Here is a 22,948-nt window from a genome sequence, read left to right as displayed (position 1 = left end):
TACAGTTACAAGCCCTGCACCAATCTTTTCATATCCTATGAGAACCACATTTGCTGCCTTTACCATGGCATCTGCAGCCTCTATTGCTCCTACCAGCCCTCTTGTTTCTATCATTCCCAACGCATCATGCATTATAATCACTCCTTAAAAAAATAAATTTCCATATTAAATATACGGCTTGCCCGTAGTGGATACGGGATTTTGTCCCATGGATTTTGCTATGGACAGTCCAACTTCCCTGGCAGCAATTACAGACTGTCTTACAGCCCCTGAATCTCCAGTTATNATAAATTTCCATATTAAATATACGGCTTGCCCGTAGTGGATACGGGATTTTGTCCCATGGATTTTGCTATGGACAGTCCAACTTCCCTGGCAGCAATTACAGACTGTCTTACAGCCCCTGAATCTCCAGTTATAGTTATGATAACCTCATTTGTAAATGAAGTCCCTCCATTTCCCGGGCTTGCATAACTTACCAAATCCACGTTTGCAGTCTTAAGTGCCTTATCTGCCATTACAACTCCAAGTCCTGCCGGAGCTCCCACTACTATACCAAAGGATTTTCCTATTGGAGCACCAAATGCCTTGTTAAGTGCATAACTTGCCCTGGCAGTGTAGTGAAGTTCCACGTGGCCTGCATCAAATCCATACACATCTCCAAAAGTCCTGTTTGTATCTCTAAGTGCAACTTCAACTGCCCTTCTGGAATCCGATACATCCTCCGATGCAAATATGATCAAGGCACCATGACCTGCTCCACCTTTGGTATCTCTTGGAAGTTCAATGCTTACAATTTCTGTATTAGTAGCTTTTACAGCTTCATCCGCAGCCATTATCTGCGGACCAGCCCCTGTCCTGTCGCTTATAATTCCTATAGAGCGATATTTTTTGTCAATGCCCATTTTTTCATGGAGCATACTATCTACATTGGCAATTACGAGTCCCACTGTGTCTCCATAGTTTGCCGTCCCAACAAATTCAGTTATCGGCGATGGTGTGTTCATTGCATTTACCTCCTCTTTTTTAATATTCTTACTGGAAGGTTTGGAAGGTACCATACCAGTATCATTTTTCTCTATTTCCTTTCTAACTTCTTTTAAAATCTTTTCTACTAATTTATCATCCATTTATATCTACCTCTGATCAAATTATTTTGAAATTTCTGGAATCTTAGGAAGTATTTTTTCAACATCTGCGTGAGGTCTTGGAATAACATGTATTGAAACAACTTCCCCTACTCTTTTGGCTGAAACCGCTCCGGCATCAGTAGCTGCCTTCACAGCTCCAACATCACCTCTCACCATTACAGTTACAAGCCCTGCACCAATCTTTTCATATCCTATGAGAACTACATTTGCTGCCTTTACCATGGCATCTGCGGCCTCTATTGCTCCTACCAGCCCTCTTGTTTCTATCATTCCCAATGCATCATGCATTATAATCACTCCTTATTTTTATTTAGGTTAACGAGCTCCAACATTACACTTCAATCCATAACTTTCCACTATCTTTTTAAATTTTTCCATATACTCTCTATCGGGGGTTTCCATATTTTCCAATTCATATTTTCTTCCCAGGCACTTATATTTATTCACTCCAAGTTTATGATATGGTAAAAGATGTAACTCATCTACAGTACCTAGAGATCTCGTAAATTCAGCTATCTTACCTATGCTTTTCTCATCGGCATTAAACTTTGGAATAACAGGGACTCTGGTAATAGTCCTGACTCCAAGTTCGGATATCCTCTTTACATTTTTCAATATTATATCGTTGTTTACACCTGTATACCGTAAATACTTATCCGTATCAATATTTTTTATATCCAAAAGCACAACATCAACCCAGGGTATGACACTCTCAATTGTATCCGCAGGAACATACGCCTCGGTTTCCACAGCCGTACTCCATCCCATACTTTTACATGCCTTTAAAAGTTCTAGAGAAAATTCAGGTTGGGTAAGTGGATCACCTCCTGAAAGAGTCACGCCTCCACCGGATCTTCTAAACTGAATGCTATCTTTTTTTAATTCACTAACTACTTCCCTAACTGTTTTTTCTTCACCTGACATTACAAGTGCCCCCGGATAACATACTTTCGCACAATTACCACAATTCACGCACTTATTCCTGTCAACCCTATAAGGTGAACTATAATCAATAGCACCACGTTTGCATACTCTCTTACACTTGCCGCATCCAATACAATTTTTGGAGTTAAACATCAATTCTCTACTATAGGACTGGGATTCCGGATTGCTGCACCATTTACAGCGTAAAGGACATCCTTTTAAAAATACTATGGTTCTTATTCCTGGTCCATCATTTACAGAAAATCTTTGTATATTGAAAACTATTCCCTTTTCACCATAATTGATCACATTTTTCATTCTATCTACCACCTTGTTTCAGAGTACAGCCTTCTGTAAATATCTATATTTTTAAATTTTAGAAACTCTGCTCAGTTCTTTCGATAATATCATCCTGTACTGCAGGATCAAGGGATATAAATTGAGCACTGTATCCGGCTACACGTATTACCAAATCTCTATACTGTTCCGGATGTTTCTTTGCATTTACAAGTGTTTGCCTGTCCACTACATTAAATTGTACATGCATTCCCTTTTGGTCAAAATAGCTTCTTATAAGAGATGCCAGGTTCTTCAATCCCGTATCCCCTTTAAGAGAATTAGGATTAAATTTCTGATTAAGAAGAGTCCCATTCGATGCTATAAAATGATCAAGCTTTGCTACAGAATTTACAGCTGCAGTTGGACCGTTTGTATCCATTCCCCTAACTGGAGATACACCATCTGCAAGTGGTTCACGTGCCTTTCTTCCGTCAGGAGTTGCTCCTACATGAGTCCCCATAAATACATTTATGGATGCAGGATAAAGCCCTGCCTGGAACTTTCCTCCTCTTGGGTTTGTATATTTTTCCACTTCTTTGCAATATATACGTGCTCCCTGCCTTGCCAATTCGTCAACTTCATCTATATCATTCCCAAATTTAGGCACTCTGTGCATGAGCATCTGTCTGAGATCTTCCATTTTGTCTTTACTAGCAACTGGAGATTTATCAGTATTTTGCAACTTATCTTCCAATTGTTCTTTTGAAATTTGGCCTCTCTCATACAAAACCCTGTTTACTATAGACATAACCAGATCATATTCCGAATTTTCGTCATCTACATTATTACTACTATTAATACTGCAAGTACCTTTACCCTCAAAATTCGCATCAAGTGCCTCTTTCAACTGTGCAAGCGTAACAGCCCTGTCCTCAAAAACCGCCTTTTTGATAACTTCCAGTGAATCACCTATATTCGCAGTTCCAACTCCCTGAGGCCCTGTGAAATTATAATGTGCTCCCCCTTCTTGTACAGACTTTCCTCTTGCTATGCAATCATCAACCATACAGGACAAATATGGAAGAGGTGCTCTTTCCGCATGGGCAAGATCTACGCAATTATCTGCATTAACTAATTGGTGTACAAGATACTTCATCTGTTTCTTAAAAGCTTCCATAAATTCCTTAAAATTTCTAAAAGATACAAATTCTCCTGTTTTTGGTCCCAGTTGTTTTCCACCGTTCATGTTGTCTCTGCCGTTGTTTATGGTTAGTTCAAGTACTCTTGCCAAATTGAAAAATGCCGCATCATGCCATCCATCTGTCTTGCCGCCCTTTTGCGGTTCAACACAGCCTATTATTCCATAATCTCTGGCATCTTCCAATGTCAATCCTCTATTTACCAGGGCAGGCACAATAACTTCGTCATTATAATAAGCCGGCATGCCAAGTCCCTCTCTGCTCAATTCACAAGCTCTGAGCAAAAATTCATCTGGAGTTTTTGACCATATCCTAACCGAAAACGAAGGTGAAGTAAGTCTTACCTCAGCAGTAGCTTCTATAGCCATATAGGATATTTCATTAGTGGCATCTTCACCTTCTGGAGTCTGACCTCCTACAATAAGATTTTGAAACATGGGATATCCGCCAAATGCTTCTGTGGAAACTTTATCACGGACTTTATTTATATCACTCAATTTAACCCACAGACAATCTATCAGCTCCTGGGCATTTTGTTTTGTAACTGCTACATCATTTTTATAATAAGGATACATATACTGATCAAAACGTCCTGGAGAAACTGAGTGACCATTGGATTCTATATTTATTATTTCATCTACAAACCAAAATGACTGACATGCCTCATAAAATGTACTTGCACCATCTGCCGGAACCTTCTTGCATATTTTTGCAATATTCAATAATTCATTTTTTCTAACGGAATCCTGACATCCATCCGCTAATCTTTGAGCAAGTTCTGAATACCTTTCGGCATAATTTATCACAGCTCTACAGGAAATGATAACAGCTTTCCAAAATTCCCTTTTCTTCAAATAATCAGGATCGTTTTTATCTGCATTCTCAGCAGCTGTCTTCACTTCCTCTATGACACCGTTAAAACCATTGGCTAATATCTTACCATAATCCACGGAAACATGTCCTATCCCGTTGAAATAATAATTTCCAACGGTGAATACATTTGCATTCATAGCATCAATAGTTTCTTCAGGCATATAAGAAGTAGCCAGTTCATTGGTGGTCTTACCATCCCAATATTCAAATATATCTGTCAATTTAGACTTTACTTCTTCCGAAATTTGAAATGAATCACCTTTCCTTTTTCCAAGAGTGTCAAATTCGTCTTTCAACCACTTGTTTGAAAATTCCGGATAAATCTGAGATGATCTTGGATTCTTAGTTATACTTCCAACTATAAGTTCACCTTTTCTAATAACTATGGGAATTTCATTTAAGATTTTCTCCAGTGCCTTAGCTCTTCGAATTATTATTGGTTCACCTTCAGTTTCTTTGTAAGACTGAGTAACCAAAACAGCTCTTTCCACTTCAATACAAGGAACTGATGACAGTATTTGTTCCTTCAGCATTTCTACTCTCTTTGTTGGTTTGCTAAACCCCCTATTTAAAGCATCCATTACTTTTTCCTCCCATCTGAATATACAGATAAATTAAATTTCACTACACTTATTATCATATCAGTACAACTATATTTCTTTTAATATTTTTTTGTCCTCTTTAGATAAATTTTTATCCTATGACTATATTGATATTGCAAAAAATGACATGGGCTTCCAAAATATTCAGAATCCCATGTCATTTAATTTTATTTTTTATTTAATTTTTTTCTGTATTCAGAAGGCGTTATTCCCTCTTTTCTTTTAAAGACCCTGCAAAAATAATTGGGTTCATTATACCCTACGTTAAATGCCAAATTGTTTATACTTACCCTTCTATCACTTAAAATAATTTTTGCTTCTTCTATCCTGCGGCTGGTAAGATATTCATTGAAATTCATACCTATACTTTTTTTGAACAATTTGCTCAGATAACTTACGCTCAAATTTACATAGGCAGCAGCATCTTTTAATGTAATGTTACTTTTAAAGTTCTTTTCTACAAAATTCAATACAAACTTCATTTCATTTCCGTACAAAAAAAATTTGTTGTCAATTATTATATCAAATATCCCATCCAGTATACCCATCAAATAATTTTTGATATCCTCTATGTTTATAAATGTTTTAAAATCACAGATGGGAGCTCTCCTAAAATAAACATCCCCAAACATTTCACCTGCTAAATTTGTCATCTGTCTTGCCAACTTGATACAGTATCCATTGACATCGTCCATACTAAAATATTCAATGCATTTTATTATTTTAAGCAGCATTATCTTTGCCTGCCTATATCTAAACTCCTTAATATTCTCCAAAAGTTTAAACTTATACTTACAGGCAAAATACTTCTTATCACTACTTATAAACTTTCTAAGCAGCTGAATTATCTTTTCAGGTCTTACAGGTTTTAGCAAATAGTCATCAACTTTTACCCTTATAGCTTTTTGGGTATACTCAAAATCACCATAGGCACTTATAAGAACAATTGGCTTATTCTTGTCCTTCTCTTTTATCATCTGTGCAACTTCAAGTCCATTCATTACAGGCATCTTTATATCCATAAATATTATGTCAGGGTTTAAAGTCTCATTCATTTCAATAACCTGTTTACCATTACGTGCTTCACCAACAACGCTATTTTCTCCCATCTCTTTACTTATAATAGATTTTAAAACTTCTATCTCCAAATATTCATCATCAGCAAGTAGTATCCTACACATTTTATAATTCTCCTCTACCCTCAACTGTGAAAATTTAAGATTCTGCTTTAAATTTTTAGGTTGATTTCTATTAGCTTCATATATGCCAATATGTCAGTAGATTCACTTTTACATTTCTATTCCCTTTTGAATTTTAGAAGCCGCATCCACATATTTCACCCGTCAATATACCAGCTCGAGTAAACATTTACAGCCTTTTTATATTAACATATTACTATACTTAAAGATAATTTTCAACAAATTCAAAAGTAAAAGCCATGGATTTAAATTTTTCTATATTCATCTGGAGTAATACCTGTATCCTCTCTAAACTGCTTATAAAAATAGCTTAAATTGGAATATCCAACCCTTGAAATAACATCGGATATAGACATATTTGAATTTTTAAGCAAATACTTGGCACGCCGCATTCTTATATCCCTACGAAGTTCATTAAACGTTTTCCCTGTAATCTTTTTAACCAATTTACCCATATAGTCGGTACTATAATTAAAATGCTCGGCTAAATCCTTAAGCACTATGTTCCTATAATCGTTTCCTATATACTTCATAATTTCTACCGTTGCACTTGAATCTATTTTATAAATTATGTTATTAGGCAAATATCTGTTATAGTCTCTCAATAATTCATTGAACAACAGTATCATGTATGCCCTTATGGCGGTTTTCATACCAGTTTTATTATCGTAATATTCCATCAATATGTTGATCATAAAATCCCATACTTTTTTATTGTCTGAAGTCTTAAAATATAAAAAGCGCTTAAATTTATCCTTTTCATACAATGATTTGACAATAAAATTTGACATTAAATCATTGTCTGCAATCTGATTCATAAATACCCAGTCGAAAAATTCTTTTTTTATCAATACATTTATAGCTATATCATTTTCTCCTGATTCTTCAATGCTGTGCTCTACATTCATATCCATAATCAGAATTTCACCTTTTTTCATTTCAATAGATTTATCATCAACAATCTGCCTTATGCTCCCAGAATAAACAAACACCAATTCAAGATAGTCATGCTTGTGCTTATCAAACCTAGTAAACCGGTCATGCTTATGAATAGAGATATCCTCAGATTTCTTCATGAGCTTAGAGTTGTTTATCACCCAGCTGTTATCCCCGGTTTCATTTGAAAAATAGCCCTCAAGTCTCTTGCTATAATTTTTATCTTTCTTATATTTTGACAATTTCCTCAACTTTTTTTCACTGGGGCTCATTTCTCTGAGTTTTTTATCCAAATCTCCAATGTCCACATATATCACCTTTTATAATTTATTTTTATGGTCCAAGCAATCTGCAGTGACAGATTGGGGCCTGGTATTACTAGACCAATGCCCCTTACAGCTCTCCCGTATATATTTTACATTGAGTAGGATTAAAACACAATCTATCTTTTATTTAATAATTATTTCCATATCTTTTTTCCTCTATTTCATAAACACTCATTCCTCTGGTTTCAGGCGTATATACCAACCCAATAATCAGCTGAATAGCCAAAACTGCAATTAAGAGAAGACCTGTTCTCTGAAAACCAAAGGCCGTCAACATAGTCGGGAAAACCAAAGAAATTACCCCAACTCCACCACGTACCAAAAAAAATATAATTCCCTGTGCCTTGGCTCTATATTCTGTCTTAAACAGTTCCACACTCCACAGTGCAAAGAAGCATTGCGCGCTGAATCCTGCAGAGATTCCCCACAATATATCAAAAATTACAAGTGAAGTCCATTTCATAGGAGCAAAAACAAGGATAATCCACGCTATAACTTCCATAACACATCCTACCGAAAACACTACTTTTCTATTCCAAATATCTCCTTTCCTTATAAATACAAAATAAGTGGATACAACTATCATAAACCAAATAAACGCATTTAAACCATTGGATTGTAAATTATTCAAGTTGCCTATTCTGGTAAAAATATAAGGTAGAAAATATCCCTGAAGTCCTGCAACCAAATTCCACAGAGTATAAGTTCCCGCACATAAAACAAAAGCTTGCCTGTTTGCTTTAATTGTAAATATTTCACTAGTAGGAGATTTCACAAAATCCTTTGATTTCTCTCTCTGTTTTTCTTCTTTCCAGATTTTAGATTCTTCAATTTGCTGCTGTAAAATCCATGTGATCAATGCCACAACAAACAACATCCCAAACATAATCCTGTTGCCCAGAAGCCCAAGTCTGTTTAAAAAAATAGACATGATAAATATTGTCATAGGTGCAAACGACCAAGAAAATTGGCCCCATCCAATATTTGCACAGCGCTTTCCAGCGGGAGCCTGTTCCCCCAAATAACTCCATGAAGCCGGAACCACCGCACCTACTGCCATTCCCGTTATAATATAGCCTATCAAAAGCATAGGAAAATTGGCCGATAGAGCTATCAAAGCAACACCAAGCATATAAAACAGCAGATCATACCTATAGATAAATTTTCTTCCATATTTGTCAGCCAAAGGACCACCTATCAGTGCTCCAAGTGCTGCTCCAAACCCATTGGCACTAACTGCTCCAAGAAGTCCTAGAGACATATCATTCAAATGCAGGAAATTCATCCACAATGTCAGTCCGCTTGCGCCTGCCACTATTGCGCCCGCATCCAAAAAATTAGACATGGAAACAGTTAATGTTTCTTTAAAATTAGTTTCTTTACCGGACATCTAAATTCCTCCCAATTACCATTATTAATCCATATGAAATACTTCTTTTAAATCCACTGATACAGGACTATTGTCTGGATTCGTTTCCATTATGTCCTTCATATAATTCCACCATTTTCTACAGATTTTTGTCTCTGCACTCCTGTTCCACTTTTCTTCATCTTCTATTTCAATATACCCAAACAAAGTATCTGTTTTTTTATCCAGAAATATGGAATAATTTCTTGCTCCATATTCGTGCAGCATGTCAACCATTTCAGGCCAAATCTGGCTATGTCTTCTTTGATATTCATCTTCAAATCCTTTATATAATTTCATTATGGTTCCCTTTCTAATCACTTACATATACCTCCTATTTCACATAAAATATAATAAATATTTCTGCATTCCGCATCCATAACCCAGGGTATATAGAATACAGAATGCAAAATAACATTTTAAGTAATTTATTTTTCATATAAAAATTTTTCAGGTAAAGTAACATGGAAAGCTCCGGCAAGATCTCTAAAATCACTTGCAGTTATAGTCTGCCTTTTTCCTCCCATAGACAATACCTTTACAAGAATTTCAGCTGATTTCTCAACTGTATCCATAAGACCAAATGCGCTATCTAAGGTTTCACCTGCAGCAAAAACTCCATGATGAGCCCATACTACTACATCGAATTCCCTCATAAGTTTACTGGTTTCCTTTGCAATTGCCGTACCTCCCGGTACCATCCAAGGTACAACCCCAATTCCTGAGGGAAATATCACAGGGCATTCAGTGGCCATCTCCCAAAGTTCCCTTGTAAATACTCTGCTGTCAAGCGGCAATACAAAAGTAAGTGCAATCAGGTTAGTAGCATGCGCGTGGTATATGACCCTATTTCTACCGTCTGTAATTTCTTTTTTAACAGAATGACTCATGAGATGTGATGGAAACTCACTGGTGGGATTTGCACCATTTAAAAGTCCCCACACTTTTTTATAATTTTCTCCATTTCCATCTATTTTGACTATACCTATATTAGCTTTGGGAGCAAGCTTTACATTTCTCATATATTTTCCACTGCCAGTTACCAGAAAATACTCATTGGCTAAATTGGGAACAGATACACCTATAGATATAAACTCCGAATTTTGATCTAATTCCTCCTCTACGCCCTTTATTTCATCTTCTGATATTCTATAGCTCAAATTTCCACCATTACGCTCGTGCCAGCCTTTAAGCCAAGCATCATAAGTGAGTTTTATAAAATCTTTTACAAATTTTGAATCTTCAACTTTCAATTTTATCCCTACTCTCTCTTTGCTAATTCTTCTTTTTCATACCTCTTTATTTCATCAAGCCATGATTCTTTTATAGGGACATCATTTATTTTGCAATAATAATCCCATATAGCGCCAAAAGGATATGTCTTGAATTCTTCCATCAGGGCAAGTCTGTCAGTATAATTTTCTTCATCCTGGAGTTTTTTTAACTTTCCATTCGGCAGAAGCATCGCATACAAAAGTGCTTTTATCATATTTCTCGTTCCTATAACCCATGCAGCTATTCTATTGATACTTGCATCGAAAAAATCAAGTCCTATTATCACCCTGTCAAGTGCATTATCTCTTACTATCTCCTTTGCAATCTCCTTAAGTTCATCATCAAAAACTATAACATGATCACTGTCCCAATGAACCGGTCTGCTTACATGCAGGGCAATTTTATCGTAAAATAGAAGCATTGATGAAATTTTGTCTGAAACTTTTTCCGTAGGATGATAATGCCCTGTATCCATCAAGCACAGCACATCATTTTTTGCTGCAAAATTCAAATAAAATTCACTGGAACCTACAGTATAGGATTCAGCTCCTATTCCAAATACCTTTGACTCCACAGAATCCAAATTATACCTTTTATCTGTCTTTACCTGGAATATCTTCTCCAGAGAATCTTTGAGCCGTCTTCTTGGCCCTAGCCTATCACTTGGAATGTCCTTGTATCCGTCTGGTATCCAGATATTTGTCAAACAGGTTTGACCAAGTTCTTTTCCAAAATATTCTCCAATTTTTCTTGAAATGATACAGTGTCTTATCCAAAAATCACGAATTTCCTTGTTTGGATGAGAAAGTGTAAGACCATCATCAGCCTTTTCATGAGAAAATATAGTCGGGTTGAAATCTAAACCCAGGCCATTTTTCTTTGCCCAGGACACCCAGTTTTCAAAATACTCAGGCTTTATTTCATCTCTATCTACAAATTTTCCACCAGTTTCAGCATATATTGCATGAAGATTAACCTTATGTTTTCCAGGAATAAGGTTCATTGCTTCACTCAAATCTTTTCTTAATTCTTCCGGGTTTCTCGCTTTACCAGGATAATTCCCTGTGGCGGCAATCCCTCCTGACAGTTTTCGTGGGTTCACTTCAAACCCTGTAATATCATCACCCTGCCAGCAATTTATGGATATCTTGATCTTTTTCAATTTTTCCAAAATATCGTCAACGTCTATTCCCCACTTTTCATATTCCTGTTTCGCCGCTTTATATTTTTCTTCAACATTCATCTAATTTACCTCACTTTTCCATTTTTATTTTACTAGCCTAAATATTTTCTGATATTAAAAGATTTTCTTATTAGCTTTCTCACCTCGCTTATACCTTTACATACTCCAGTACTTAGAAGCTGTGCTGAAATATTTCCTATGGCCGTTGCTTCTGAAGGTCCGGCAATTACAGTTTTCCCGGTAACTTTCGCTACCAGTTCATTTAAAAATTCATTTTTACATCCGCCACCAAAAATATTTATTTTTTTAAATTTTTTTTCAAATATTTCCTCAAGAGACTCTACCGAAGCTTTGTAACTGCGAGCAAGGCTATTGAAAACACAAAATGCAATCTCCCCCAAATTTTGTGGAATATCCTGTGACGTTTCACTGCAGTACTTCTTTATCTCCTGAATCATATTCTGCGGTTTCAAAAATCTGTCATCGTCCACATTGATTATTGACTTGAAATTCATATGTTCTCCAGCCATATTTGCTATTTCCTCAAAACTGTATCTATTGTTTAAATTTTTTCTCACTTCCTGTATAATCCAAAGTCCCATTATATTTTTTAGAAATCTATATCTATAATCTATACCGCCTTCATTAGTAAAATTGTAGTTCATAGCCTGGGGTACACATATCGGAAAACTGTTTTCTACACCAATAAGTGACCATGTTCCAGAGCTCAAAAATATACTTTCATCATCATTGCAGACTGAAGCAATAAAAGCAGACCCAGTATCATGAGATGCAACCAGGATAACATCTGCATCAAAGCCAAATTCATCAGCAAGTTCGGACTTCAACCTACCTAACCTTGTCTTAGGCAGTCTTATCTTTTGAAAAATATCTTTATCTATTCCAAAAGTATCTAAAATATTGCTATCCCAGGTTTTATCAAAAGAATTTACAAGCTGTGTGGTTGAGGCATTGGTGTATTCTGCCGTCTTTTTTCCAGTTAATAAAAAATTCAAGTAATCAGGTATCATTAAAAATGTTCTTGTCCTGTCTAGATAATCATTATGTTTTTCCTTTACAGCCAGGAGCTGGTAGAGAGTATTAAATCTTTGAAATTGAATTCCCGTATGCAGATAGAGTATATCCTTTGGCATCTTTTCAAATGCTTTCTCCATAATTCCTTCAGTTCTGTCATCTCTATAGGATACTGCATTTCCTATTAGTTTATCCTTTTCATCAAGAAGTACAAAATCAACTCCCCATGTATCTATTCCTATGGTTTTAGGAATTTTACCTATCTCTCTGCATTTTTTTATACCCCTCTTGACTTCGTTGAATAATTTTTCAATATTCCAACAGTACTCGTCGTTTATTTTACTTATTCCATTTTCAAATCTATAAATTTCCTCAATTTTTAATTTGCCGTTTTCCATATGGCCTAAAATATGTCTTCCACTAGAGGCACCAATATCTATGCCTAAATAGTAATCCATAATTTTTACTCCCCTTATTTAAAATTTACTGACTTTAAAATATTTAATCACTTGATATTATCCCTATAGATTAATTTATATTTAAAATTATATATTAACTTAATCGTTATCACAGTGTCTAGAAAAGCTTTACTTACTGTCAAAATCAGACTTAAATAAAAAAAGGGTCACTGCTTTACGGCAGCTGGACCCTTTTTTTCAAATATCTCTTTTTTTAAATTCTTTTTCTCCCACAAGTGTAAATACTATAAACAAAATAACAGATACCGCATACATATAAGGAGGAAAATTAAAACTTTCATTTGCTGCACCTACCAATACCCTGCCCGGATAATCCCATGGGAAAAACATCCAGTATCCGGTATTGTCAATCAAAACCGCAGGGAGAGAAAATACAAGTCCAATTCCAAGAGGCACAGCAATATTTTCAAATTTCATACTCAGATAATATTGAACTGCTATAACAGGCAATGAAGCTATAATACAAAGCAGTGGAGCATATATGAACTCTTCAGGCATACTTTGATTCTGCGGTGCCACAATCAATCCGGCCAGAATTGTAAGAAGCATAAACAGTACAAGATTTAAAAACACTATGCCACAGGCCACAAGAAGCTTCGCCCTATAAAGCTGCCCCCTTTCCACAGGCAAAGTCAGCATCCACTTAAAATTATCCTCGCTGTTTTCTATTCTCACCAGAATAGCTACAACTATAGTAATAAACAATGCTATAATAAACAAGCCATAAAACAGCGAGCTTTGAATATATACTTGATTCCATACATTTTGTCCTTTTGATGTAAAAAGTTCTCTATACCTAAGAAAATTCGTAAGACCCAATATTACAAAGAAAAGTGGAACAAACATAACTATGTTCAATATTTTAGAGTGCTTCAACTTTAATAATTCCACTTTATATATACTTTTCATATTATTCACCACCTACTTTATATCCCTTCTATTGAATTCAAGTATACCTATCACAAGCCACAGTATTCCGGAAACTATACCAAAAAAAGCTGCCTTACATGCATCACTGCCATCTCCAACCGGCATTGCCATCAATACATTTGCATAGGGAACCAAATACGAAAGGAGCTTACTCTGTGCAAGCATATAGGCCCCTATACTTCCTGCAAAACCTACAGCTGCAGCTGCCAGCGAATTTTCCATATAACAGCTTATAAACTCCTGAAAACTCACCACTCCCAAAATTGTACACAATTCAAATCCTATATATCTTAAAATCAAGTTGTAACTGCCCTGGACATGGAACAAATTTTTTATGATTATCAGAAACATACCGTTTAAAATCACCAGGATAAATGCAGCTGCAAGCACTACAATCCACTTTGACAAATAAACTTTACTTCTTTCAACCGGTCTTGCCATAAGCTGCTTCCATGTTTTTTCGCTGTATTCCATGTAATTTACAATAACCGCCACTACAACAATTGATAAATTCAGTAGGACAAACCACAGGGTAGCGGCATGGCTCTCATAGATAAGAGCACCTACTCTGTCGTAAATTCCAAACTTGGACAGGGATTTTATATGCTCATCTGTCATTAAAAAACTGTATCTCATGTGTAAATCCATACTTAAAAGTATAAAGGAAAGAACTGGAATAAAAAATACACCCTTCCAAAGTATTGACCTCTTGTACTTCATGAGTTCGGATTTTAAAATTGAAGTAAATGTCATATATTTTCTCCCCCTCCAGTAAGATCAAGAAATATTTCTTCAAGAGATTTTTGCACTTCTACAAATTTAAATACTCTATTGTCCTTCAATACCAGCTGTCTTAAAATCTCCTCCGGCTCCTCTCCCCGGGGCTTTAATAAAACATCTTTTCCTTCTGTCCTGTACTCGTATCCGCAGCTGTCCAATGTATTTTTAAGTTTTTTAGGATCTCTGGCCCCTATACAGATCTGCCCCTTGCTTTTTGAATGAAGCTCTTCAAGAGTTCCCTGAAACAGCATATTTCCCCTGTTTATAATTCCTATATCATCTGCTACAAGTTCAATTTCACTCAGATTGTGGCTGGATATGATGACTGTCATGTTGTAGAGTTTGGGAAGTTTTTTAACAAGACCTCTTATCTCATGAATTCCAGAGGGATCAAGCCCGTTGGTTGGTTCATCCAATATAAGAAGTTCCGGTTTTGATATTAGAGCCTGGGCAATTCCAAGTCTCTGTTTCATGCCGAGTGAAAACTTACTAGCCCGTCTATCTTTCCACTCTGTTAGTTTTACAACTTCCAGAACTTCATCAATATATTTATAGTCAAGTTCCAGAAGTTCCGCCGATACCCTCAGATTTTCATAAGCTGTCAGATTCCCGTAATAAGATGGCGCTTCCACCAGGGATCCAACTCTCCTCAAAATATCCATCCTGTTTTTCTGAAAATCTTTGCCAAACACACGGACTTGTCCACTTGTGGGTTTTATAAGACCCAGAAGCATCCTTATAGTTGTAGATTTTCCCGCCCCGTTTGGGCCAAGGAATCCATATACTCTTCCTTTTTTTACAGATAAATTTATTCCCTTTACTGCATTGAAGTTTTTAAAACTTTTTGCTAAATTTACAGTTTCTACAATATTTTTCTCCATACAATTTCCTCCTTGAATCAGCTTAAGTCATATGATAGACCCTCCAGTTTAAATCCTATTTACCGCAACCTTAATGGAACCTTAAATTTCATCATATAAATAAAAAAGCCTTCTATGAAAATAGGCTCTATCATAAAAGGCTTAAAATTTTATCATATTTTTTATATTTTTGAAATGTATCTTTCTATTTTCTTCTAATGGTGAAACAGCCTTAAATCTGAAAAGGCCATTATAATATTATAATCATTGCAGGCTTCTATCACAGCATCATCTCTTATGGAACCGCCTGGCTCAACAATGTACTCAACCCCGCTTTTAGACGCCCTGTCTATGTTATCCCTAAATGGGAAAAATGCATCAGAGCCTAGAGAAACTCCCTTAAGTTTTGAAATCCAATTTTTCTTCTCCTCTTCCGTAAGCTTTCCCGGAACTTCAGTAAATACATCTTTCCAGTGTCGTGTCCCCTCTTCCGTTACATCATTACGAAGATACTGATCTATTGCATTATCTTTCTCAGCTTTTTTAAGCCCCTTTCTAAATGGAAGTGATAAGACTGAAGGATGCTGTCTTAAAAACTATATATCTGCTTTTGATCCGGCAAGTCTTGTGCAGTGAATTCTTGACTGCTGTCCTGCACCAACTCCAATCACCTGTCCATCAAGTACAAAACATACAGAATTGGACTGAGTATACTTAAGTGTAATCATTGATATTAAAAGATCTCTCTTTGCATTCTGAGTGAGATCTTTCCTTTTTGTTACTATATTTTTCAAAAGTTCATCTGTTATAATTGCGTCATTCCTTTTCTGCTCAAAGGTTACTCCAAATATTTTTCTTTTTTCCATTTCACAGGGCTCATAATCTTTGTCAATTTGAATTATGCAATAATTCCCCCTCTTTTTCTTCTTTAAAACCTCAAGAGCCTCCTTACTATAGGACGGCGCAATTATTCCATCAGAAACGGTACTTTTTAATACTTTAGCCGTAGATAAATCAACTTCATCACTTAAAGCCGCAAAATCTCCATAAGAAGACATTCTACCGGCACCTCTCGCCCTGCAATATGCAAGCTCCTCATTCTCAACACCATATACCTTCTTCAGTATGTCATCAAGCGGCACTGCAACTGCAGCACCGGCAGGACTTACATGTTTAAAAGAGGCCGCACTTGCAAGACCTGTAGTATTTTTCAATTCCTTAACAAGCTGCCATGAATTAAGTGCATCCATGAGATTTATATATCCAGGCTTGCCATTTATAATTCTAAATGGAAGTTCTCCTTTTTTCATATAAACCCTGGCAGGTTTCTGATGTGGATTACAACCATACTTTAATATAATTTCATTATTTTTCATCTGCATTACTCCCTTCCAAATTTGAACACAAAAAAACCCGGGTAAATTATTAATTACCCAGGCGGTCGATACAACTTCTATTCAATCATGCTTCCCATGGTAAACTCCATTTCCGCCAGTCACATGATCATTTATTTGTCCATTAAATTATATTATACTCCAATATCCATGTCAATGATTCAAACCTTAACAGAACATTAAAATTTTGTATCTTAGGGGAAGAATGCTTAAATGATGCTATAATTAAAATATATATATTTTTGACCATTGGAGGTAAAAATGCAGGATCAAATTTTAGATAGAAAGGTACTTTTAATAGATGATGAAATCGAGCTTTTAAAGCTTATGGAAACAGTTCTCAGAAAAGAGGGGTTCAGGAGAATATTCAAAGGGAAAAATGGATCAGAGGGTATAAAAATATGCAGAAACGAAAAACCTGACATAGTAGTCCTGGACATAATGATGCCGGATATGGACGGATTTGAGGTGTGCAGAAATATAAGGAATTTTTCTTTTGTACCAATTATCTTCCTGTCTGCAAAATCTGAAGATGTAGACAAAATACTTGCCCTGGGACTTGGTGCGGACGATTATGTGACCAAACCTTTCAGCCCCAAAGAGGTGGCCTTCAGGATCAAGGCACATTTACGAAGAAACGTATATATCAAAAATGAAATGTCAATGAAAAAGGAAAAAATAAGTTTTGGAGATATAGTGATTGACCCTGCAGGCGGCGAAGTGTCAAAGGCAGATAAAATTATAACTCTCACCCCCAAGGAATATCACCTGCTGTGTTATATGGCTCAAAATGCCAACCAAATTCTGACCAAACAAATGATATGCAGTGAAGTCTGGAAAGACAGCTATGAGGGATATGACAACACAATTATGGTTCATATAAGAAAACTGAGGCAAAAATTAGAAGACAATCCTTCCAGTCCAAAATACATAATTACAGTCAAGGGCCTGGGTTATAAGCTGAAAATTCAACGAAGAGGTAGCTTAATATGAAAATCAGGAATAAGATCAAAACCAATTGGAATATTACTACAAGATTTCTCGTGACATTGGTATTTATAATTATAATTGAATTATTCATAAATCTGCTTTTCTGGAATCAGCTAATTTTATATACCAAGAAAAACTTTACTGCCCCCACCCCGGAAAAATTCACATTGAATTTTTCCAAATATGTGGCCTTTAAAAATGGAATGCCCTTTGTAAAAGAGGAAGGTATAAGGCAAATTAAAAAAAATAGTGCCTGGATTCAAATAGTAGATGAAAACTTCAGGGAGATGTATTCTTTTAAAAAGCCCGCTGCAGTTCCCGTTAAATATATTCCCATAAAATTCGCCCATATCTATAAATATGACACAGCCAATTCTTCCATATTTATAGGTGAAAAGAAATACGGCGGCAGGAGCTTTTCCTATATAATAGGTTTTCCTCTAAACAGAGTGGCAAAACACACCCTTGTCTTCAATCCTTCTTCACTGAGAAGTTTTTTCTGGAACGGAGTTCTGCTGCTGCTGGGCATGGATATACTGGTGGCAATAATTATCTCCTATTTTGTATTTGGAAAGAGGATGGGAAAACCACTTCAAAATATAATCAACGGCATAGATGAGCTTTCAAAGGGCGCTTATGAAACAAATTACCAGGAAAAAGGTGTCTATAAAGGCGTTTTTTCAAACTTAAACAATCTGGGCAAAACTCTCGGGGAAAACAGGAAAAGAAGAGAAGAACTCGAGAAGATGAGAGCTACCTGGATTTCCTCCATATCCCATGACCTGAAAACTCCACTATCCTCCATAAAGGGCTATGCCGAAATAATGAAAGATCCGGACTACGCTTTTTCCAAAGAGGAAATTCAGCAGTATTCCGAGATAATATACAACAAATCCTCCTATATACAGTCATTAATCGAAGACTTGAACTTAACTTACAAATTGAAAAACAAAGCTGTACCTTTAAAAAAAGAAGAGACAAACATAACCCTGCTACTGCAGGATACAATCATAGAAATTTTAAACAATCCGCTTTACTCCAATAAAAATGTGAATTTCTATCCTGAAGATGAAAATATAAAAGCTTTCGTAGATAAAAAATTTTTAAAAAGGGCTCTGGGCAATTTAATTTTAAATGCCATAATTCACAACAAGGACAGCGTGCAAATTGACATTTCAATTTATAAAAAAAATAGGATCCACATTACAATAAAAGATAATGGCAGAGGTATATCTGAAAAAGATCTAAAATACATTTTTGAAAGGTATTACAGGGGAACAAACACCAGCTCTTCAATTGAAGGTTCAGGCCTCGGCATGGCAATATCCAAGCAGATAATAGATGCACAGGACGGGAGTATAAATATAGAAAGTGCCCTGGGAAAAGGCACAACTATAAATATAATACTGTAAATTCTACTACTTCCAGATTACATCTGCCTGTTTCCGCGGAACTGTTCTAAAATATCTTACATCAGGATATCCCATCATCATACAGGTCATAATTTTTTTCCTTTTTTTGACCTGAAGAAAATCAATAATATCCTGACTTTCATTTGCCGCCCTTACGAAGAAACCGCTAAAAAGAACACCAAGTCCTAGTGTATCGGCAACAAGCTCCATATTTGACGATGCCAATGCAGCATCTACCGCAGACAAAGCTGTGACGACCACGACCGCCGGTGCATTAAAAAATATCCTGTCATTTCTGGAATTCTGTCTATAGTCCCTGCACATTTTTATCCATATTTTTGCATACCTTCTATACAACCTAGCCTCAGCGGTTCTACTTTCAAGGACACTGTGAGCGATCCTTTCCATATTTTCAAAGGTAAGATCTTTTAACTGCTTTAGATTGTCCCTTACAACTATGTAGGATACATCCTGTGCGTTGCTTCCTGTCTCAGTAAATCTTCCAGCTTCTATTACCTTGTCAATCTTCTCCTGTTCGATTTTCTTATCTTTAAACTGTCTTATGCTCCTCCTAAATTTTATAAAATTCAACAGATTGTCCGGATCTACTGAAAAGTTTTTCTCATCATACTTTTTTACATCTCTCATATTGTACTCGTCTATGGATATGGCTCCCTTCGGACAGACAGCAATGCAGTGACCGCATTTAATACAGTAATTGTCATTGAGTTTTGCCGTATTTCCATCCATTTCTATACACATGGGAAAACAGTCCCTGGCACATTGACCACATCCTATACATTTTTCGGTATCTATTTTTATCACTTAATCCATCTCCTCAATAAAATCTCATTCATAACATATATATGGCTTCTTCTGCCTTTGAATAATTGAATCAATTTTATCTAATACTATTATAATATCATTTAAACTCTCATTTTACGAGTATCCCTTTTTAATATAAATGTCAGCACAAGGTAATATACAACCCCTATAGCCAGCCAAGCTAACCCTATGATTTTCGACATGCTGGCAAGATGTATCCAGATGTATACCACTATAATAAGCCCAATGGTGGGTAATACAATATGTTGAAAGAAATTATATTTTTTAGTTTTAAATACAAAATAATTAATAACTGCTATATGAAGTATAGCAAATGAAGTTAAAGCACCAAAATTAACCAGGCATGACAATACATCAATCGCATTGCTAAATATGCTGCATACTATTATAGCAATTACAGCTACAAAAATTGTCGCAACATATGGTGTTTTCAATTTAGGATGAACCTTTGAAAAAGCTTTTGGCATAAGTCCATCTCTCGACATGCTAAACAGCACCCTTGAAACTGCAGTTTGAAATGACAATGCACATGCAAATCCCAATGCAATAGTTATACCAATTTCACATGTAAGTTTAAGTGCATTTCCCCCTATGCTAAATGCAATTGCATAAAATGCTGTATCGGGATTTTTAAGGGCACGCCAGTTTGGATATACCATTCCGGCTATCCAGCACTGTATAAAGAATATAATGCCTGTAACCAATAATGCGATTATAGTAGCTTTACCCACGGTTTTGGCGCCACCTTGATTTTCTTCAGCCAATGTACTTATACCGTCGAACCCAAGATAACTCAAAACACAAATTGCTACTCCCGGCATTACCGCTGAAAGTCCAAGGTTTGGATTGAATAATGGTTTAATGGAAAACTCAGCACCATTCACCCCGTGAACTATTCCAGATATTCCACAGATTACAAAATACAAAAATATGATAAATTGAAAGACGAGAAGTATTTTATTGGCTTTTGCAGCTATTTCAATTCCCCTGATGTTGATCAAGGTATTACATATGATAAAAATAAATGCCCACAGGAAGATAGGAATCGAGGGCATTATATCATGAAGGGCAGCTCCGCTTAACAGATATAGAAGTGCAGGTATAAACGCATAATCAAGTAATATTGACCATCCAGCAAAAAAACCAACAATCGGATTCAAACCTTTACTCGCATAACAGTATACCGAACCTGCAATAGGAAACGCTTCCGCCATTTTCGCATAACTAAACGCCGTAAAAAGCATTGCAAACATACCAATGAGATATGCCAACGCAGCCATACCGTTTGCCGCCTTATTTACAATCCCATATATACCAAAGGGTGCAATTGGAACCATGATGATCAATCCGTAAATCACCAGATCTTTTGTCTTCAGCACTCTACTTAATTCCTGCTTGTACCCAAACCGTTCAAGGACAGTTTCTTGAGAATTTTCTTGATATTTTTCTTTCATAGTTAATAACCTCCTACTCATTAGTCTTAATGTTAACGTTATCAGAGATACAATTAAATTTAAAATATGATATTGTTACAGATATTTTAGAATTGATACAAGTTTTTGGAATAAATTGCAATATTAACAGTAATTTCTTTTGATATATGCACAATTATTACTGAAGTTGATGTCTTAATATTAACATAAATTAGAATATTCTGAAATTTGTTATTAGCACACAATATTTTCATACATCATTATTTCTTAATGACATTATACCATATTCTTTAATATACTTTCATCTTCATGAATAAGCTAAGGATTCAAGCAAAAAGGCATAAAATCCGTTCTCAAGTATTTATCCCTATAATTTTAGAAATTTTGCCTATTTTTTCGCGATTTTTATACTTTTTTTAATTTTACATCTGCAATGTCGCTCACTTAAAGTAAGAAGAGGTAGCAGTTCCCCCTACAGATGACAACTGCTATCTCTTCTTTACAATAACATTCCTATTCAAAAAAACTATTTGCATATTTCATAACTTCCGGATCTTTCTTTTTTACTTATATCAAAGCCTTGTCCCAATACTTCATAGGTATTGCTTATTATCACAAAGGCACCGGGATCAATAGATTTTATCAAAATTTTGAATTTATTCAATTCAGATTGACTCATAACAACCATCAAGACCATACGCTTTTGGTCAGTATATCCCCCTAAACCTGAAATCTCCGTAACCCCTCTATTCAGGCCCTTTAAGACTGCACTTCTTATAACTTCCGTTTTATCGGAAACTACAAAAGCTACTTTTGATGCCGTAAATCCAAGCTGGATTAAATCAATAGATTTACTGGTTATAAACAGTGCTATTACAGCATATAAAGCCTTGTCAGCGCCAAATACAAATCCTGCAGCCAATACTACGATTCCATCTATTATTCCCTGAGAATTTCCTATACTCATCCCCGTATATTTATTGACAATGCTCGCTATTATTGAAGTTCCTCCGGTAGATCCGTTGCTTTTAAATACAAATCCAAGTCCTATTCCTGAAAGTAAACCTCCAAATACGGTCCCTAAAAGAGGATTTAAAGTTACATAATGTAAATTTCTCATAAAAAATATACAAAATGGAAGAGCCAATGATCCAAATACAGTTTTTGTAGTATATTCTTTTCCCATTACAAATAGGCCTAAAAAAAGCAGCAGAATGTTTATATACCATTGCACAATAGCAGGTTCTACATTAAATAATCTCTGTATCACCAAGGAAATACCTACAACTCCACCACTGGCTATCTGATTGGGCTTTAAGAACAAACTGAATCCCAACCCTGCTATTATACATCCAACTAACATCTGCCCATATTGAATAAAATAATTATGTTTATTTTTTATAGTCATTTTTTTCAACCCCCAACTTTGATTTT

Annotated in this window: 20 protein-coding genes, 2 pseudogenes and 1 riboswitch; of the genes and pseudogenes, 2 read left to right on the top strand and 20 right to left on the bottom strand. The window is 35.7% G+C overall.

All coding sequences use genetic code 11. The features are described from left to right. From AB8S09_RS11675 to AB8S09_RS11595, 17 genes and pseudogenes are all read right to left on the bottom strand, one after another. On the bottom strand, positions 1-135 hold a 135-nt coding region (locus tag AB8S09_RS11675; RefSeq protein ID WP_369869174.1), incomplete at its 3' end, for a BMC domain-containing protein. 30 nt (positions 136-165) lie between these two features. Next, positions 166-285 (bottom strand): annotated as a pseudogene (locus AB8S09_RS11670) (propanediol utilization microcompartment protein PduB); the annotation flags it as partial. A gap of 14 nt (positions 286-299) precedes the next feature. Next, positions 300-1,130, bottom strand: a complete 831-nt coding sequence (gene pduB / locus AB8S09_RS11665) for a propanediol utilization microcompartment protein PduB (protein ID WP_294183804.1) — start codon at positions 1,128-1,130, stop codon at positions 300-302. A 21-nt stretch (positions 1,131-1,151) separates the two neighbouring features. Continuing rightward, positions 1,152-1,442 (bottom strand): BMC domain-containing protein, encoded by a 291-nt coding sequence (locus tag AB8S09_RS11660; protein ID WP_294183809.1) that lies wholly within the window; start codon positions 1,440-1,442, stop codon positions 1,152-1,154. 24 nt (positions 1,443-1,466) lie between these two features. After that, a complete protein-coding gene (locus tag AB8S09_RS11655; protein WP_369869171.1) occupies positions 1,467-2,393 on the bottom strand; it encodes a glycyl-radical enzyme activating protein in 927 nt (308 codons plus the stop codon). A gap of 58 nt (positions 2,394-2,451) precedes the next feature. Beyond that, complete coding sequence (locus tag AB8S09_RS11650) at positions 2,452-5,007, bottom strand: glycyl radical protein (protein WP_369869170.1); 2,556 nt, start codon at positions 5,005-5,007, stop codon at positions 2,452-2,454. A gap of 188 nt (positions 5,008-5,195) precedes the next feature. Then, positions 5,196-6,209, bottom strand: coding sequence for a response regulator transcription factor (locus tag AB8S09_RS11645; RefSeq protein ID WP_369869169.1), 1,014 nt, complete (start codon positions 6,207-6,209; stop codon positions 5,196-5,198). Between the two features lie 263 nt (positions 6,210-6,472). After that, on the bottom strand, positions 6,473-7,480 hold the full coding sequence (locus AB8S09_RS11640) for an AraC family transcriptional regulator (RefSeq protein ID WP_369869168.1): 1,008 nt from the start codon (positions 7,478-7,480) through the stop codon (positions 6,473-6,475). A gap of 136 nt (positions 7,481-7,616) precedes the next feature. Further along, entirely contained in the window at positions 7,617-8,879 is a 1,263-nt protein-coding gene (locus tag AB8S09_RS11635; RefSeq protein WP_369869167.1) for an MFS transporter, read from the bottom strand. 24 nt (positions 8,880-8,903) lie between these two features. Continuing rightward, positions 8,904-9,218 carry an L-rhamnose mutarotase gene (gene rhaM / locus AB8S09_RS11630; RefSeq protein ID WP_369869166.1) on the bottom strand — a complete coding sequence of 105 codons (315 nt, stop codon included), beginning with the start codon at positions 9,216-9,218 and terminating at the stop codon, positions 8,904-8,906. A 107-nt stretch (positions 9,219-9,325) separates the two neighbouring features. Next, positions 9,326-10,150, bottom strand: coding sequence for a rhamnulose-1-phosphate aldolase (gene rhaD / locus AB8S09_RS11625; RefSeq protein ID WP_294183791.1), 825 nt, complete (start codon positions 10,148-10,150; stop codon positions 9,326-9,328). 8 nt (positions 10,151-10,158) lie between these two features. Further along, complete coding sequence (rhaA, locus tag AB8S09_RS11620) at positions 10,159-11,415, bottom strand: L-rhamnose isomerase (RefSeq protein ID WP_294183789.1); 1,257 nt, start codon at positions 11,413-11,415, stop codon at positions 10,159-10,161. Between the two features lie 32 nt (positions 11,416-11,447). Next, entirely contained in the window at positions 11,448-12,848 is a 1,401-nt protein-coding gene (gene rhaB, locus AB8S09_RS11615; protein WP_369869165.1) for a rhamnulokinase, read from the bottom strand. A 198-nt stretch (positions 12,849-13,046) separates the two neighbouring features. Beyond that, a complete protein-coding gene (locus AB8S09_RS11610) occupies positions 13,047-13,778 on the bottom strand; it encodes an ABC transporter permease (RefSeq protein WP_294183787.1) in 732 nt (243 codons plus the stop codon). 12 nt (positions 13,779-13,790) lie between these two features. After that, the gene (locus tag AB8S09_RS11605) at positions 13,791-14,552 is read right to left on the bottom strand and encodes an ABC transporter permease (RefSeq protein WP_294183785.1); all 762 of its coding nucleotides are present in this window, start codon (positions 14,550-14,552) and stop codon (positions 13,791-13,793) included. After that, positions 14,549-15,460 (bottom strand): ABC transporter ATP-binding protein, encoded by a 912-nt coding sequence (locus AB8S09_RS11600; protein WP_294183784.1) that lies wholly within the window; start codon positions 15,458-15,460, stop codon positions 14,549-14,551. Before AB8S09_RS11600 ends, AB8S09_RS11605 begins: the two co-directional genes overlap by 4 nt. A 194-nt stretch (positions 15,461-15,654) precedes the next feature. Next, positions 15,655-16,815: pseudogene (locus AB8S09_RS11595) on the bottom strand (phosphoribosylaminoimidazolecarboxamide formyltransferase). Between the two features lie 48 nt (positions 16,816-16,863). Beyond that, positions 16,864-16,948, bottom strand: a riboswitch (ZMP/ZTP riboswitch). 146 nt (positions 16,949-17,094) lie between these two features. Here AB8S09_RS11595 and AB8S09_RS11590 point away from each other — a divergent pair. Beyond that, positions 17,095-17,826 carry a response regulator transcription factor gene (locus AB8S09_RS11590; RefSeq protein ID WP_294183780.1) on the top strand — a complete coding sequence of 244 codons (732 nt, stop codon included), beginning with the start codon at positions 17,095-17,097 and terminating at the stop codon, positions 17,824-17,826. Next, a complete protein-coding gene (locus AB8S09_RS11585) occupies positions 17,823-19,235 on the top strand; it encodes a HAMP domain-containing sensor histidine kinase (RefSeq protein WP_369869164.1) in 1,413 nt (470 codons plus the stop codon). The genes AB8S09_RS11590 and AB8S09_RS11585 overlap by 4 nt, the downstream gene beginning before the upstream one ends. Positions 19,236-19,241: 6 nt before the next feature. On the opposite strand, the gene AB8S09_RS11580 is transcribed toward AB8S09_RS11585, so the two are convergent. From AB8S09_RS11580 to AB8S09_RS11570, 3 genes are all read right to left on the bottom strand, one after another. Further along, positions 19,242-20,060 (bottom strand): nitroreductase family protein, encoded by an 819-nt coding sequence (locus AB8S09_RS11580; RefSeq protein ID WP_369869163.1) that lies wholly within the window; start codon positions 20,058-20,060, stop codon positions 19,242-19,244. Positions 20,061-20,161: 101 nt separating this feature from the next. Beyond that, entirely contained in the window at positions 20,162-21,535 is a 1,374-nt protein-coding gene (locus AB8S09_RS11575) for an APC family permease (protein ID WP_294183774.1), read from the bottom strand. Positions 21,536-22,040: 505 nt separating this feature from the next. Beyond that, positions 22,041-22,922 carry a YitT family protein gene (locus tag AB8S09_RS11570; protein WP_369869162.1) on the bottom strand — a complete coding sequence of 294 codons (882 nt, stop codon included), beginning with the start codon at positions 22,920-22,922 and terminating at the stop codon, positions 22,041-22,043. Positions 22,923-22,948: the final 26 nt, after the last annotated feature.

Origin of the sequence: Clostridium lapidicellarium (assembly GCF_041224415.1) — a bacterium.
Taxonomy (GTDB): Bacteria; Bacillota; Clostridia; order Clostridiales; family Clostridiaceae; genus Clostridium_B; species Clostridium_B lapidicellarium.
This window is presented reverse-complemented; position numbering and strand designations above follow the sequence as displayed.

What these genes read in the sequence shown, in the direction of transcription:
- pduB (WP_294183804.1), bottom strand. Translation starts at nt 1,130, where the DNA reads ATGGATGATAAATTAGTAGAAAAGATTTTAAAAGAAGTTAGAAAGGAA.
- AB8S09_RS11655 (WP_369869171.1), bottom strand. Translation starts at nt 2,393, where the DNA reads ATGAAAAATGTGATCAATTATGGTGAAAAGGGAATAGTTTTCAATATA.
- AB8S09_RS11650 (WP_369869170.1), bottom strand. Translation starts at nt 5,007, where the DNA reads ATGGATGCTTTAAATAGGGGGTTTAGCAAACCAACAAAGAGAGTAGAA.
- AB8S09_RS11645 (WP_369869169.1), bottom strand. Translation starts at nt 6,209, where the DNA reads ATGTGTAGGATACTACTTGCTGATGATGAATATTTGGAGATAGAAGTT.
- AB8S09_RS11635 (WP_369869167.1), bottom strand. Translation starts at nt 8,879, where the DNA reads ATGTCCGGTAAAGAAACTAATTTTAAAGAAACATTAACTGTTTCCATG.
- rhaA (WP_294183789.1), bottom strand. Translation starts at nt 11,415, where the DNA reads ATGAATGTTGAAGAAAAATATAAAGCGGCGAAACAGGAATATGAAAAG.
- rhaB (WP_369869165.1), bottom strand. Translation starts at nt 12,848, where the DNA reads ATGGATTACTATTTAGGCATAGATATTGGTGCCTCTAGTGGAAGACAT.
- AB8S09_RS11610 (WP_294183787.1), bottom strand. Translation starts at nt 13,778, where the DNA reads ATGAAAAGTATATATAAAGTGGAATTATTAAAGTTGAAGCACTCTAAA.
- AB8S09_RS11605 (WP_294183785.1), bottom strand. Translation starts at nt 14,552, where the DNA reads ATGACATTTACTTCAATTTTAAAATCCGAACTCATGAAGTACAAGAGG.
- AB8S09_RS11600 (WP_294183784.1), bottom strand. Translation starts at nt 15,460, where the DNA reads ATGGAGAAAAATATTGTAGAAACTGTAAATTTAGCAAAAAGTTTTAAA.
- AB8S09_RS11590 (WP_294183780.1), top strand. Translation starts at nt 17,095, where the DNA reads ATGCAGGATCAAATTTTAGATAGAAAGGTACTTTTAATAGATGATGAA.
- AB8S09_RS11585 (WP_369869164.1), top strand. Translation starts at nt 17,823, where the DNA reads ATGAAAATCAGGAATAAGATCAAAACCAATTGGAATATTACTACAAGA.
- AB8S09_RS11575 (WP_294183774.1), bottom strand. Translation starts at nt 21,535, where the DNA reads ATGAAAGAAAAATATCAAGAAAATTCTCAAGAAACTGTCCTTGAACGG.
- AB8S09_RS11570 (WP_369869162.1), bottom strand. Translation starts at nt 22,922, where the DNA reads ATGACTATAAAAAATAAACATAATTATTTTATTCAATATGGGCAGATG.